The sequence below is a fragment of the Pseudoalteromonas caenipelagi genome (assembly GCF_013140855.1).
GTDB classification, from domain to species: Bacteria; Pseudomonadota; Gammaproteobacteria; order Enterobacterales; family Alteromonadaceae; genus Pseudoalteromonas; species Pseudoalteromonas caenipelagi.
The window spans coordinates 222,264-236,856 of sequence record NZ_JABBPG010000001.1 but is presented as its reverse complement, the minus strand read 5'-3'; the positions used below and the strand labels follow the sequence as shown (position 1 = coordinate 236,856).

The 14,593-nt window shown below is 39.2% G+C and carries 12 protein-coding genes; 4 read left to right on the top strand and 8 right to left on the bottom strand.

What is annotated here, in order from left to right; all coding sequences use genetic code 11:
- Positions 1-8: 8 nt before the first annotated feature.
- A complete protein-coding gene (locus tag HG263_RS00965; protein ID WP_171624220.1) occupies positions 9-1,748 on the bottom strand; it encodes an MFS transporter in 1,740 nt (579 codons plus the stop codon).
- Positions 1,749-1,823: 75 nt separating this feature from the next.
- Here HG263_RS00965 and HG263_RS00960 point away from each other — a divergent pair, with 75 nt between their 5' ends.
- A complete protein-coding gene (locus tag HG263_RS00960; protein ID WP_171624219.1) occupies positions 1,824-3,923 on the top strand; it encodes a hypothetical protein in 2,100 nt (699 codons plus the stop codon).
- 24 nt (positions 3,924-3,947) lie between these two features.
- Here HG263_RS00960 and HG263_RS00955 read toward each other — a convergent pair whose 3' ends face one another.
- Positions 3,948-4,379: a hypothetical protein gene (locus HG263_RS00955; RefSeq protein ID WP_171624218.1), complete on the bottom strand. Its 432-nt coding sequence runs from the start codon at positions 4,377-4,379 to the stop codon at positions 3,948-3,950.
- 108 nt (positions 4,380-4,487) lie between these two features.
- On the opposite strand from HG263_RS00955, the gene HG263_RS00950 reads away from it, so the two are divergent.
- On the top strand, positions 4,488-4,871 hold the full coding sequence (locus tag HG263_RS00950) for a VOC family protein (RefSeq protein ID WP_171624217.1): 384 nt from the start codon (positions 4,488-4,490) through the stop codon (positions 4,869-4,871).
- A gap of 231 nt (positions 4,872-5,102) precedes the next feature.
- Here HG263_RS00950 and HG263_RS00945 read toward each other — a convergent pair whose 3' ends face one another.
- The 5 genes from HG263_RS00945 to HG263_RS22530 form a co-directional block, all read right to left on the bottom strand.
- A complete protein-coding gene (locus tag HG263_RS00945; RefSeq protein WP_246239849.1) occupies positions 5,103-6,545 on the bottom strand; it encodes an amidohydrolase family protein in 1,443 nt (480 codons plus the stop codon).
- 397 nt (positions 6,546-6,942) lie between these two features.
- A complete protein-coding gene (locus HG263_RS00940) occupies positions 6,943-9,102 on the bottom strand; it encodes a tetratricopeptide repeat protein (protein WP_171624216.1) in 2,160 nt (719 codons plus the stop codon).
- Between the two features lie 195 nt (positions 9,103-9,297).
- Entirely contained in the window at positions 9,298-11,337 is a 2,040-nt protein-coding gene (locus tag HG263_RS00935; RefSeq protein ID WP_171624215.1) for a winged helix-turn-helix domain-containing protein, read from the bottom strand.
- Between the two features lie 124 nt (positions 11,338-11,461).
- A complete protein-coding gene (locus tag HG263_RS00930) occupies positions 11,462-11,833 on the bottom strand; it encodes a DUF6768 family protein (protein WP_171624214.1) in 372 nt (123 codons plus the stop codon).
- Between the two features lie 11 nt (positions 11,834-11,844).
- Entirely contained in the window at positions 11,845-12,060 is a 216-nt protein-coding gene (locus HG263_RS22530; protein ID WP_281358232.1) for an RNA polymerase sigma factor, read from the bottom strand.
- A gap of 231 nt (positions 12,061-12,291) precedes the next feature.
- Here HG263_RS22530 and HG263_RS00920 point away from each other — a divergent pair, with 231 nt between their 5' ends.
- Both HG263_RS00920 and HG263_RS00915 read left to right on the top strand, forming a co-directional pair.
- Positions 12,292-13,011 (top strand): substrate-binding periplasmic protein, encoded by a 720-nt coding sequence (locus HG263_RS00920; protein ID WP_171624212.1) that lies wholly within the window; start codon positions 12,292-12,294, stop codon positions 13,009-13,011.
- Positions 13,012-13,300: 289 nt separating this feature from the next.
- Complete coding sequence (locus HG263_RS00915; RefSeq protein WP_171624211.1) at positions 13,301-13,888, top strand: hypothetical protein; 588 nt, start codon at positions 13,301-13,303, stop codon at positions 13,886-13,888.
- A 5-nt stretch (positions 13,889-13,893) separates the two neighbouring features.
- On the opposite strand, the gene HG263_RS00910 is transcribed toward HG263_RS00915, so the two are convergent.
- On the bottom strand, positions 13,894-14,517 hold the full coding sequence (locus tag HG263_RS00910; RefSeq protein WP_171624210.1) for a LysE family translocator: 624 nt from the start codon (positions 14,515-14,517) through the stop codon (positions 13,894-13,896).
- Positions 14,518-14,593 lie beyond the last annotated feature (76 nt).

The window sequence follows — 14,593 nt, the reverse complement described above, 5'->3', positions numbered from 1 at the left end:
AGCCCAACTTATGAATAATTCGTGGATCCTTCAATTTCTGTTTGATGTTTAGTTACATGAGACTGAAATATAAGCAGAGAAATACAAGCTACAAGCGCTATTAACGAGAAGACGCCCCACATCAGCTCGGGCTTGCCTTCTTTCAAAGCGAGCTCACTGTAACTCCAGCCTGACAAAAAGCCTGCAAATAAAAAACCCAACGCCATAGAAACAAAGTAGTAGCCCATATACACTGCGGTTTGCTCTTTTGGTGCGATAAATGCCACGTACTCCTGACTTTTAGGCGACGTAAACATCTCTCCTAGCGCAATCAATAAAATAACCGTTGTCACCAAAATACCACTTACTATATGGTTGCTGCTGGCTAGTAATATAAATGCAGAAGCCGTGATAACTAACCCGCAGGCTAGAACATACATAGGGTTAAACTTTTGGCATAAATAGCTTACTAAAATCTGCAGTATTACAATCGCTGCAAAGTCCAGATTGATAAGATACTCAGGGTTTATCTGTCGATATGCTAGGAGTTGCTCGGTAAATTGAGCGATGTGAATTGACTGTAGCCCATTCACGGGGTCGCTCAATACTGCCATATCAGCAACTAACAGCTTTAAATCTTCCAGAGGTACGTTTACTTTTAAATGTACCCATTCAAGTCTTAACGCCTCAAAGTCAACGGCTCCGCCAGACGCCAATGTGATTGATAATTCGTGTAAAGCCTGTCCAATGGCGGCTTTGTCTACGTAGGCAAAAAACTCAATCGCACCTTGCCCAAACATTGCGATAAAATTGACTAAGTCACGAGTATCTGCAAAGTCTCGAATAAAAAGCGGTAAGGTATAAAATAACTGGTTATAAACACTCCAAAACAACGATAAGATAAGCAAATAAATTGCAAATCTAGCATTACTTATACGCACCTTTTGACGCCACCAAGATTCAGAGTTTTCATTGCCAACAAAATGCCATAGCACGTTTATACCCAGCCAAGTCAAAATGCAAAACACGCTGTGTAGGTAGCTTAACCAACCAACGCCTGCAGCCATAAATAGTGCGATTGATACAAATACCAACAGCGCAAATCTAGCATTACCTAAAACGGTTTGAGCTTGAGTTATAACGCTTTTTAGGTGTGTAGATGTTGTTTGTAACGACGGCGGGTCACGATAAAATATCAGTACTGGAATGAAATTAATAGCAATCCAAAATGCTGACATCATAAAGACCGCATCCCAGCTAATTGCGCGCATTGAACCAGCTATTAAAGGCCCCAAAAAACCGCCAATGTTTACCATGGTATAAAAAATACCGAACCCTAAGCCTCTATTTTTATCATTGGTACTGTGTGCGATAGTACCAACAACAATCGGTTTAAAGCAGGCCGCTCCTAAAGCGATACCACTGAGTACTATAAAGAACCAGCCAAACGACTTAACGTGTCCAAGCAAAAAGTAACATGGCGTCATAATACTAAAAGAGATAATGAACATACGTCGATAGCCAAGCTTATCGCCTAATGCGCCAGTTAATACGGGTAATAGATATAAAAAGAAAGGAATGATCCCTTGTATTGCACCTCGCTGAATGTCTGTGAACCCAACCCCCCCTTGGCTTAATGGCGTTGTCATATAAATAGACGAAACAGCAAAAAACCCATACCAAGCCAGCCGCTCAAATATCTCCATGATATTGGCAACATAGAACCCAGAACCAAATTTATACTTTGTGGTATTTTTTTTGTTATTCATTTTGATAATTAGGATTGATATAGTGAGCGTATATTGAATACAATATACCTAATTAATAAAAATGAGAACACCATAATGCGAAAGTTATTAGTAATTTTTTTACTCTTGGCGGTGGGTTGCACAGGGCTGGAAACCGCAAAAAAATCAAAAATCAGCACCGATGATATAAAAAATATGCGTGCAAACGTTCATGTAGTTGGCCGAACCAGTACTTTGGAAGATATTCATATTGCTTATTTAGGAAAGACAATTCCTTCGACATACAGTAATGGCAAAATTGGCAATAGCCGTGGCTATAACTGGTGGGTAAGCAAACATTTTGCTTTAAAAAGTGATTTGTCTGAAAAAAAAGTGCGTTTATACCTCGAACTTTTAGAAATGGCCTACCCTCACTATGTTGAGTTATTTGGCATGGAGCCTAAGAATATTAACAGTCAACGTATTGCAGTTGTGTATGGTAGTTCACGAGCAAGATTAAAAGAAGCAATGCTGGATGATGGTTTTTTAAGGGGGATCCACAAAACCGCAGGCGGCGAAACCATGTATTACAACCGAGCAGGCTATAACTTTCCGAGCCATCGAGAACACCATCAACGTTACATCGTCATTCACGAAACAATGCATGCATTTCATATGGCGTTAAACGGACACTCAACATGGGCGCCAAACTGGATCACAGAAGGGCTCGCTGACTCAATCGCAAGCCACGTTTATAACCCTGATAAAAAACAACTAACAGTAATGGTATTTGATAGAGCCCCGATGAATTACATCACCACTGGGCTTGAACAATATGAACAGAGCAACAACCCATCGATTGAACAAATCAATGACGACCCAGAGCTCAAAAGAGGCCTTAACTTTTTTGTTATTCACTTTTTAATGTCGGACCCGATACGCCAATTGTATTTTAAACGATATTTGCAAGAGTTAATGGCACTCAACCCTCACTCTGAACTGACACTACCAACTGCAAATAAATTACTAAAAAGCACCTTTGCTGATTGGCAAACGTTAGAAAAACAATTTGCCCAGTTTGTAGAAAACATTCAGCCTACTTTTAATATTGTGTCTGGGCCATGGGAGCAAGATGGCAATGCGTATTGGCTTCGTAGTGATGATGCAAAACATAATCATCAGCTTGATATTTCTCCTAGTAAAACCGCACACCATCCAACGCTTGATTTTCCAAAACCTGAATTACCAATACAAATTAAGGACACGCAATGGTTGTATGCTGCAAAACTTGAATTAGAGCCGTCACAACTTAAACGAGGTGAAATTGGTTTAGCGTTTTACAGTAACGGTAAATCAATACCGCTTACACTTGTTGGCGCAAATCGTTTCGAATTAGATTTATCTGAGTTAGGAGCAGGTAAACAAATGCTTGCTTTAAGGCCCGAATTAAAGAAAGATTTAAGCCAGAATAACGCCTTAGTATTTTCGGTTAGGCAACGTAATGATGAGCTTTTAACCTCTGTTTATTCACAACATCATCACCAAACTCTAAAATTCAAACTTCCGTCCAACAGTGCCTTTAATGACAATAAAGTCAGCGTGTTAGGAAATGGCATGAATCATAAAATCACTCCGTACTTACATAGCCATAAATTTACATTACCTAATTTAAGTGAGAATAACCCAGATCCTTGGTACTTTAGTAACACCGACCAGTTCGTTGAATTGCTTAATACCTGTGAAGACGCATTAGAGCTACTTAACGATTGTCGCACGCAATTATCTAACTTGGCTAAAAAACTAAAAACTCCCAGTGAGCATAAAGAATTAAGTCGCCAGTTAGATATCTTACAAACACAATGGCAACCGTTAATAAAACACAAAGAACCTCAAGCTCACCCTTCGCCACGCTATGATGATTCCTTTGATGGAGTGCAGATGGCAGTAAAAAGCGAAGATGGGTTGACTATCACTATGTCTGGCCCTTACTCAGGCGAGACGAGTGGCACATTGTCGGTAAATTTCTATTCATTTAAGCACCCCGAACAAAGCCGAAAACTGTGGACAACACAGGTCACTATTAAGCCATACGAACAAAAGTTTTGGTTTGCAGATATCTCAAACTTTGTTCAGTTGAGCGAAGGTGTCATTGAGATACAAGCAAGGTTAGATGTGGATGGCGAACCACTGCAGTTATCAGAATCGATTGTAAAATAAGCGCCTAGCGTCAGCTGGCCTCTGTTAGCGTGGATGGTCAGCTTTTTTGTGTGCTTGTCGCGCCAATACAAGGTTAAAAGTTAGCAAGACAATAATCGCAACTATCCATATATAAAACCCTACCCCCAATCCTGTTATGGGCGTCCCACCTCCTTCGTTAAAAAACCATTGCTTAGCTTTAAACGAACTCAGCGCTAATACTAGTGCCCCACCTGAATATATCGCAGCACGCTTATAGCCTTTTAAATAACAATGGACCAAGGCGATAATAAACAGTGGGTTAGCAAACCAAGCGGGATCTAATGTAACAACCCCCCACCACCCCCATAGCAACAGTGAATAGCCAGCCAAAGACGCTTGCTCAGCAAAATGTAATGCGGGTAAGCACAGCGATACCAAGTAAAGTGCACAGCTCACAATTAATACCGATTGTTTATAACTGGCAAGTGCACTCATAAGAAAAATTTCCTAACTAAATTTTGATGCAAATCGACCTCAACTGCTCGACAACACCTTTAAAATATAGCAAATTAAAGCTGTTGGAAGATAACGAAAAGGAAAATTATGTTTAGCCACATTATGCTAGGGGCCAAAGACATTGCCCAATCAAAACAGTTTTATGATGCCATTTTAGCCGTGCTGGGTTATCCAGCGGGCGAAATAGACGAATATGGCCGATGTTTATATGTAAACTCTCAGGGCATTTTAGGACTCACTTTGCCTATTAATGGTGGATCAGCATCTCATGGTAATGGCATGACAATCGGCTTCAAAGTTGAGAGTCCCGAGCTGGTTGAGGCGTGGCATGCTGCTGGAATTACTAATGGTGGTACGAGTTGCGAAGAGCCCCCTGGTCTTAGAGAGAGATTAGGAAGAAAGCTATACTTGGCTTATCTACGTGACCCCGCGGGCAATAAAATTTGCGCGACCCACTTGATAACTGACTGATTAAAATAAAAATTATAGCTTGATATCAACATACAATGTGAATAACTTGTCAGATTCGAAAACAGGGCTCTAATCAAATCTGACAGGCGCGAACGTGCTATTCAAAGTCGTTCAAGCATTGCGAGTAAATTAGACGAATTTTAACGGCCACTTAAGCGGACAGAAATTGTTGGTTAAAATATGAAGCAAAACCTAACCAACTGCTTTTGTTCTTGTTTAGTTTTTTGTTCGCTATTTATTGACCACCAAACTTTCTCTAGCTATCGGTTTTCCATGCAGAATAATCGTTTCTATACTGTTCCAAGATTCTATAGAGTCTAAGGGGTTTGCTTTAAGCAACAGAAGGTTAGCAATTTTGCCAACTTCGACTGTACCGTAATCATCATCAATTTTGAATTGTTTAGAATTATTAATGGTTGCGGCCGCCAGCACTTCTTCGGGCGATAGCCCTGCGGTAATCATCGCTTTCATTTCTTGGTAGGTTGTCAGCCCAGGTTGATTGGCAAAACTAGGGCTTCCGGGGAAGTCCGAAGCCAATAAAATAGGATGGTTAGAACCTCTTAGATATTGAATGATTTTATTCCCTTTTCCTATTCGCCCATATAAAAATGCATCTGAAATTGATTGATCAGGCATTCCATCAAAGCCAATTCGAAGCTCTTCTTTGAACCACTGCGCTTCCGTTGTTCTATACCAATCTATAAGTGACTTAGGTGTAATAGATGAAAACTCAGGGGAATTAGTAATAGTAGGAAGCATTACTTCACCTAAACCAGCAATCACTCTTTGTGTAGGCATATAGCCTACTTCGTCATTAATCATTATATCTAGAGTGTTAGATATCTCCTTAGGAATATTTTTCTCGCGATTATATTGTCCCCAATTCCACATGCCATGAGCGATAACATCAACACCTGCACCAAGTGCTAATTGCTGCATATCTAAGGCATTCGCATGGGCTACTATGAGTAAATTAGATTTTTTAGCAGATAGCTTGATACGTTTTAGCGTGTTAGTTGAAAGTGTTGCCCATTGGTTAGCATTACCATAACCGTCTTCAAAATAAAGCTTTATACATGAAGCACCTGAATGGGCAATCTTAGCAATTAATCTTTCTACAGAATTTTCTTCGGTTGCTTGTGCATTTTCATCAATTAGATACGTAAACATTGATCTTGATAGATCGTCTCTTTTCTCTACATATGGAAAGGTATTTTTTGATGTTAGTACTTCACAGCGAAAATAATCCGGACGAAGAGACGCGGAAGTAAAATAATTGAAACTCACTCCCGGATTCGGATCAAGTATTTGAGTGACCCCATGATATAAAAAGCTTCTTGGTTGTTGTTCAAAATAAGCTTTTACGAGTTTCGGATGTTTAATCGCTACGGGTTCAACACCAAACCCCATACCAGGGATTGATGATACATGCGCATGACTATCCATAAGACCTGGCGTTAAAAATTTGCCCATACCATTTATTTTATGATCGTAGGATGTAATCTTTTTGCTAGTTATTTCGGTAATTCGTCCATCACTTATTAATATATTCATCTGCACTTTTGGGGCTTGCAAGTGAGGTGAAATGATAGTGACATTTTCAATTAGAACTAAGTTCTTCGCTGATGAGGCAACAGAAAACAATGAAATTGAGAGTAATAATGCTTTAATCATGATACTTCCATGTGAGATTAATTAAATAGCTAACGAATGATAGGGACTCCCCGGCCACTTCGCCAAATTGTGTCATAGTGGCAATGAACGAATAACCTAGACAGCCATTATTAAATTATCAAAAAATGGACGTGTAAAGCTAGTTACTTTTATGTTTTCACATCAAAAGTAACCATTCCAGGTTCGGTGAGCGCATAGCAACCTTTTACCACTGCAGATTTTTTATTGATGAACAAAGTCCAGCACCTTTTTGTAAACGACCAGATTTCAGGGCATAGGCTTTTGCATCACTTAAGTTAGTCATATTGACGGTCTCTGATTGTTAGAAACGCCAATGAAAGCCTCTACTCACAATGAGTAAAAATTGAAAACAACCTCTGCTCATTTAATGAACTGGTTATAAGTTATTAAACGTTACCGTAAACTCTACCCCACCTAATTTACTTTGTTTTGCGTAAATGCTTCCACCATGTGCGAGCACGATTTGCTTACAAATGGCCAACCCCAATCCTGAGCCGCCCAAATCTCGCGTTCGCGATGACTCTACGCGATACAATCTATCAAACACTTTTTCTAATTCAGGCTCTTCAAGCCCCGGCTCAGAGTCGGATACGATTAGCTTTACACTCTGTTTATTGCTACTCGTAATTGACTCTAATGAAACTTGCGTCTGCCCGTGCTCGTAAGTGTAAGCCAAGCTATTATTTAGCAAGTTTATTATTATTTGCTTAAAGCGCTCAGGGTCCACATTGCACATAAGAGGCGATGTCGGCTTATGTACCAATAATGCTTGGTGCTTTTGCTTAAATTGGCCTTCGAAATCCCCCACCACATCATCAATTAGTTCATTGAGATCACAACTTTCTTTAGATAACTGCATGACGTTATTATCGTATTGCGCAGAATGGTAAATATCTCTTATCAGATTATCTAACTGCGATATTTTGCCGTGAACTTTGGCATAGGCTTTATCTATATCGGGCTCAATATTGTGTTCTAGTAACTCTATAGAGAGTTTCAAGGCTGTAAGTGGAGTTCTTAGCTCATGGGCAACATCAGACAGCAGTTGGTTTTTCTCTTCTAAGCTATTGGCTAACATATGTGCTTTTAAACTTGCCATACGCTGTTTGGCCATCTGTCTAAAGTAGATCATCAATAACACGCCAACAACCAACAACATAATTAGCAGTGCAACACCCCTTTGCAATTTCAAATTATCCAATTGGAATTGTTGTAGCTCTTTTTCTTTTTGCAGTAAGTTAAGCGCTTGCTCTTGGCGGATCACTTCTACATTTTGTTTTAATCTTTGTGTCTGTTTCTTTTCCAAATACTCATAAAGTCTTTGTCGAGCGTGAAGGTAGTCTTTAGTCGCTTGATACGCCGCACCAATATCACCGGACTCTTCGTATAACTGCGCCCTAGTTTTATGTAATTCTTGCTCATACTGTAAGCCTATGTTTTTCATAGCCAGTAAAATCGATATTTGCTTTTGTGCTTCTGCTACATCATGCTGCTTCATCGCAATGTCCAACAGTGTCATACGAACAGTATGTTCAGTGCGTTTAGCGTTTGTTTCTAAGGCTAGCTGCAAAGCTTCATCTGATACCTGCTTGGCTTGTTCAAGGTTGCCTTCTGCCATGAAAACATGTGCCATATTGCTCAACTGCCAGCTTGTGTCACTATTCGAGTGCATCTTACGCGTTAGCTCAAGTCCTTTTTGTATATGTTCTTTGGCTAGTTCAAGTTCGTTGGTAGAGGTATATACTTGGCCTAATTTACCGTGGCTATTAGCTATGTGATAAGGGTTGCCTAATGATTGGTCAACCTGTAAAGCCTGTTTGAAGTGTGATAAAGCACTTGGATATTGCTTCATATCCCTATAAATCTCGCCTATGTTGTAAAGAGAATCTGATATTCCTTGCTGATTGTCATTCTCTTTACGAATAATCAGTGACTCTTCATGATGCTTAAGCGCAAGTTCGAGGTTGCCAGTATAGTCATACAATACACCAATCTGATTGTGCATTGTCGCCAATTTAGATTTATCGCCTTTACTATATTCCAAAGCTAGCTTTGCATAGGCGATAGCTTGATCATAGTCTGCTTGATCTCTATAACTACCACTTAATAGTGAATACAGGTCAGCGCTTAACATTGCATGTTTAGATTTATCGTCGCCAAGCAACTGTAAGCCTTCTTTGGCCATGGTTTTGCTAAGATTTACATTACTTTGCCGGTCCGCGATCATAGCAATTAATAACGCCGATTCAGCCCTTTGCACCGGAAAATGCTCAGCATCATTCTGTTTATACAGCATTTGTGCGTTTTCTTTTGCTTCGTCGAATTGGCCTAGGTTGATTTGTGAGAAGGTAAGATAAAGATTAAATGTGAACCACGCGTCTCTGTTGTTCTTAAAACTGTACTGCGGGTCTTTAAGTAAGTTTTGCGCATGTATCAAAGAGGTGTTTGAATCGTGATTTAGCTCCTGCTTCAACTGTTTTTCTAATTCCTGCCAAGTTTCGTTAGCAGACAAACTCACACTAAAAAATAAGGTCATTACGACAAGGTATTTACATGTTTGATAAACTTTATTAAACACGGCCTTCAACACAATTACAGCAAACGTAGTGACAGTCTAACCCAAATAAACCTATTTATGGAACTGTTCTGAAATTACAAATAATTACACAAAGATAAACTAACACTTCAGAGCAAAGGTCAGGTTACAAAGAACTATTATATAAGTAGCACCCTACTCGGTTGCTATTGTTCTATATACTTCACTACGGTAGTGCGTTTTACCCGCATAGATAATTTGGCCATCTTTTACATCAAATCCTAAGTAGGCATTTAACGGTTGTTTGGCAAGCGGCTGCAAAGTATCAGCTATTTTATACGTGCTTAATGTCTCTCCATAACGGCTTACAACATAGAGCGTATTATCTTCTACCAACAGTCTAGAAAACTCGGGTAAATCTCCTATCAGTGACAGTTGTTCAGCGCTAACGTTGACGAGAATTTGCTCGGGAAGTGCGCGATATAAGGTGTTTTCTTTATCCACATAGTAATGTACATCAGGATGCTTAGGATCGGCTAGAACATATGAAAATTCGCTGTTTAGCTGCGCGACTTTTTGCATGTCGGTGTTCATTATCCAAACTTGTTTTTGGTCCTGCTGTTTAATTGTGATAGCAAACAGAGTTTTGGTGAGCCATTGTTGACCGTGTATATATCCGTCTATAAAAGTATCTTTAATTTGTGATTCTTGTTGTGTCGGCACTAACCATAGGCGATGTAAACCTCGCAAAAGTAAAAATGCATCGTCATCTGACAGCGCCATAGATTTAATTCTAAAGTTGTGCGCTAATTCCGTCACCAGTCTTGCTGATTCATTAGGTGCTTGATAATACACTTGTGTATGACCTGAGCGATTTGATAAAAAGTAGTGCCCCGCTTTGTTATGGGCAAATAATGGCTCTCTGTCAATAACACTACTGTTATCTAATACATAATTGGTTGATAACCACTTTATATCAATATTTTTATCGCTACTGACAAACACATAATCTACACCATTTGGATGACGCACAGTGTTACAGCATAGTCTCTCATTAACGTTCGCAATTAAAGTTTCGCTGTCACTTTGTAATGATTGATACATCAATCGACTATTTGGCGCAGGTGTAATATACAAAATGCCTTGAGCGTTTTGGTCCCAAATCGCATGTTCAACAATTGTAGTCAATTCTTTTATTTGCTCTACATTACCCGTGGCAGCTTGGTAGGCAAAGACGCCTGTTTTGCCAGCGAGTGAATGAGCAGTGATAAGGAGTTGGTCCTTTGTTGGATGTATATCAAGGGACGCCATACGCCATTGACTACCCAGCTCAATATAAACGCTTTGCAGCGGCTCCCCCTCTTGAGCTTTATACAACTTACTGTCATGCTCATACCTTTTAGGGTGACCCAAAACATAAAGTGTTTGGCTACGCGCAGCAAATTGTGAGCTATGTATTGTTAGCTCAGCACACGAAGAAAACTGTTTTTTATCATCTGATAGCCTAATATTGTTTTTATCGTAGGTAGTGCTGAACCAACCACATTCGGGACCATTGCCCCTGTAAAGAAGCGCTCCATTTTGGTAGCTCACTAGCTCTTCTATGTTTTGGTCGCCCATATCTATTTGTGACGGCACAGCAGTTTTACTATCGCTTAACCAAAGCGTTTTTCCTCTTTGAGTGGCGTTAATAAACAGCATGTTTTCTGTGCCATCGATAAATACCGGCGTATTTTTTGAGCCATGAAAGCGACTTAACGTTTGTGTATCTCCATAGTGATACGCAGTAGACATTGACCCTATTGCTACAAATACAGCGGTTAAAGTTAGTACCAATACTGTGCTGATTAACCATCTTTTTACAGGCTTGGACTTGGGGAGGGATAATTGACCAGAAGCACTGGTCGACCTTACCTGATATTCCACTAAGGTAACGTCACATACAAAACGATAGCCTTGCTTTGGAACTGTCTGAATATATTTAGGCTCTTTGGCATCATCACCTAAAGCCTTACGCAAATTAGCAACCAGCTTATTAATTGCGTTATCTGTAACAATAATGCCGTTCCAAATTTTACTCTGTAATTCATCACGGTTAATTATTCTATGAGGGTTATCTAAAAAGTACTGCAACAAAGCAATTTGCCGAGGGTCAAGATTTACTACAGTAAGATCTTTTGATAGACGAGATAAAGCAGGATCGAATTGAAATTCACCGAACTGTAATACTGACATTTAAATTTTCTTTTTTCTTTTGCGCGATAGCATAGTAAGAGGTTTGTTGATTAATGCAAATAGTAATATGTATTAAAATGTGAATGGGCGCTGTTAAACAACGCCTTTCATACTGAGTAATGAGTTAGTTCTGTTGACTCATTGCCGATAATATATTTAATTCACTACGCTTTATTTCTTTTAGCAGTGCAACTCGGTTCATTTCCATAAACAACCATAGCTTTATTGCTATTTGACTCAGCAAGCCAACAATAAACCAGACGCCCCAAAACACTTGTAATGAGACAGTCGTAGCAATACAAAACTGATAACCCGCATATACGAAGCCAAATGTTATAATTAGTGCTGCAATACTCGACAAAATAACCCAAACACGCATACTACCTTGATAGATATCTGATAAGCGATTAAACAAGCTTCTATCGTCGCTCATAATTGTATCCAAATGATGCTGCTCTGTTGTTAAGCTCGCTTTGATTTTCTCATCAATATTCATCTTCAATGCTCCTAACTCTCTGTTTGTTCACTTGCCAACTGTGCAAGCGTTGCTCGCGCTCTGTGCAAAGTAGACTTCACCATACCTATCGCCATCTCAAGTACAGCACCAATATCTGTAAGCGTCATCTGCTCAAAGTAAAATAAATACACGATGTGACGTTGCGTATCCGGTAATTTATTAATCAGTATTAGTATATCGTAATGCAGACCTATATCCTTCCTCAAAGGGTGTCGGCAATGTGTATTGCTATTTCACTTGCATTCATAACACTCCAAAATAATAAACGCTTTTATAATAGGCACGTTAAGGCAAAAAAAGGTTCCAATTTGTGTAAATAAACTTCATACCAATAAGTTCGTCCCATTTTAATACAACTACATTGTCATTGTATTGCTCAAATAGGCTATACTAAGCGCATGCAACTTACTGTTTAATTAAGTAAATTTTAGTGAGCTATGAAGTATCTACTGTTGTTATTTACCCTTGTTAGTTTTACTTTACACAGTGAAACATATCACTTCGCATCAATTAACTACCTTACAGAACAAGAAGTTGGTCGCATTGTTTTGACTGAAGTATACCAGCAGTTAGGGATAAACATCGTAATTACCCCTTTACCCGGAAAAAGAGCCCAGCACACTACAGCAAAAGGGTCTAATGATGGAGAAATCATGCGTATATATAGTTATGGGTACGAGACCCACTCAACTACGAGAGTGCCAACCCCCTACTATTTCCTTGAGACCATGGTTTTTACCAAAAAAGGCAGCTCAATCAAAATCAATAATCCATCGGATCTTGCAAAATATCAGGTTGTTAAAGTAAGAGGTGTAAAACATACTGAAAACATTACAAGAGGCTTTGAGAATGTCACTGATACAGATAATACGGCGCAAATGTTTAAATTAGTGCAGGCAGGGCTTGCTGATATTGCTATTACAAACAGAATGGATGGTTTGGTCGTACTTAAGAGTTTAGGCATAACAAATATCGTCGCCCATAAAAAAAGCCTTGATAGGCTCCCCTTATATCATTACATAAGAAAAGACCACGTAAAGTTGATAAAACGCGTAAACGACAAGCTTCAAGAGTTAAGCCAAAATGGCGGACTTGACGAAATCATCTCAAGGGCTGAACATGAAGTCTTTACGCGTAAATTATCAACGGATCACTAATCGCGAGTCTAACGATAGCAAAGTAATATCATGCTCAAGATCCCACCACTGTGACTGTTACCAATAATAATACATTATTGAGTAAATTAGACTAATATAAAGACTAAATAATAAGCACTTTGTGCCGATATAGTCATAAGCCGCTATAAGTTATAGAGTATTTTTGATCTTAGAAGTCTGTAATGAGCTGTAATAGCCAATTATTGTAAATGATCTTAAACTCACTATATTTGCTATAAGTGGTACAGGTTGTGCATTGTTTAACCAGTATTGTTTTTATGGACCTTACATGATGAAATTGTCAAAGGAAGAAACTAAGTTTATTTCACAAGTACTCAAAGATGAAAACGAGCCCCACTTTGATATATGCTTAGAAGAGAGCCATGCTTCACAACTCAAACATTGGTTACATACTTTGAGCCAAGCATCTGACATTCAACTTGTAGCTAAAATAAACTCTGAGGTCGTCTATTTCCCCGCACATATACATACGTCGGACAATGGCTCAGCAACTTTTTCCTGTGACTTACCAAATATATTTAATGCTGAGTCGAGTAACCGTTACTGGGTAACCCGACGTTTGTCTGGTATTGTTTTAAAGGCCCCATCAATTTGTACGCCCTTCCCTGTTTTATCATTATCATTATCAGGACTCGTTATTCGAACTCACCCTTTTATGGCTATGACGCTCAAAGAGGCTTTAACGCAAGATGTCTTGGAACTGCAATTGTTAGACGGTAAAAGGGCAACTTTTGAAGTTGAACTTTCAAGAGTTGTAAACGACACCGCGGTGTCGCTTGAAATTATGAATATACATGAGGGTTTAGCAGCGCTTAAACAAACGATATTCGAACTTTATAGTGAAACCCTAGATTAAAAGAGTTAAGCAAATTGGCTTATAATTACACGTGTTGCGAGTAACAAAAATACAATACCAAGGGCTTTATCAATGACCCCTTGTTTGGATTGTAAATCAAATTTTTGCTTAGCTTTTGCGCTTAGTACTGATACAAAAAAGTACCAAGCCGTATCGATAACCAATACCGTTGCACACATTATAAACGCTGTTGCGCCATCAAGCTTCTCAGGCACAATAAACTGCGAAAAAAGAGCGAGGAAAAACACCGCTAATTTAGGGTTTAAAAATGCTATCGCAAATCCATCTTGCGCCGCTTGTTTATAGTTTACTGTAGCCTTTTCTGAACGTATCTCTACGCCTTTAGATGTACTTGTTAGAATTTTTATCCCCATGTACGCTAGGTAAATTGCACCGCCTATTACCATGGCTTGAAATAATGCAGGATAATGATTGATCAATCCAGCCAAGCCCAGCAATGAGATCATGGCATATAAACCCACGCCTACGCCGTGAGACATACTCGCTACAATGCCGTGTAATGCACTATTATGCAAAGAGTGCTTAAGAACAACTGCGAGACTAGGGCCTGGTGACATAGCACCCAAAATACATATCGCAGCCAAACTCAACCAAGTAGAAACTTCCATTCATAGTCTCCTATATTTAAAGCAATATGGTATGAAATATAAAAGAGGATGTCAGCCAAATTAGTTAAAACAACTG

What these genes read in the sequence shown, in the direction of transcription:
- HG263_RS00965 (WP_171624220.1), bottom strand. Translation starts at nt 1,748, where the DNA reads ATGAATAACAAAAAAAATACCACAAAGTATAAATTTGGTTCTGGGTTC.
- HG263_RS00910 (WP_171624210.1), bottom strand. Translation starts at nt 14,517, where the DNA reads ATGGAAGTTTCTACTTGGTTGAGTTTGGCTGCGATATGTATTTTGGGT.
- HG263_RS00930 (WP_171624214.1), bottom strand. Translation starts at nt 11,833, where the DNA reads ATGAATATTGATGAGAAAATCAAAGCGAGCTTAACAACAGAGCAGCAT.
- HG263_RS00920 (WP_171624212.1), top strand. Translation starts at nt 12,292, where the DNA reads ATGAAGTATCTACTGTTGTTATTTACCCTTGTTAGTTTTACTTTACAC.
- HG263_RS00935 (WP_171624215.1), bottom strand. Translation starts at nt 11,337, where the DNA reads ATGTCAGTATTACAGTTCGGTGAATTTCAATTCGATCCTGCTTTATCT.
- HG263_RS00940 (WP_171624216.1), bottom strand. Translation starts at nt 9,102, where the DNA reads ATGACCTTATTTTTTAGTGTGAGTTTGTCTGCTAACGAAACTTGGCAG.
- HG263_RS00955 (WP_171624218.1), bottom strand. Translation starts at nt 4,379, where the DNA reads ATGAGTGCACTTGCCAGTTATAAACAATCGGTATTAATTGTGAGCTGT.
- HG263_RS00945 (WP_246239849.1), bottom strand. Translation starts at nt 6,545, where the DNA reads ATGATTAAAGCATTATTACTCTCAATTTCATTGTTTTCTGTTGCCTCA.
- HG263_RS00915 (WP_171624211.1), top strand. Translation starts at nt 13,301, where the DNA reads ATGATGAAATTGTCAAAGGAAGAAACTAAGTTTATTTCACAAGTACTC.
- HG263_RS00950 (WP_171624217.1), top strand. Translation starts at nt 4,488, where the DNA reads ATGTTTAGCCACATTATGCTAGGGGCCAAAGACATTGCCCAATCAAAA.
- HG263_RS00960 (WP_171624219.1), top strand. Translation starts at nt 1,824, where the DNA reads ATGCGAAAGTTATTAGTAATTTTTTTACTCTTGGCGGTGGGTTGCACA.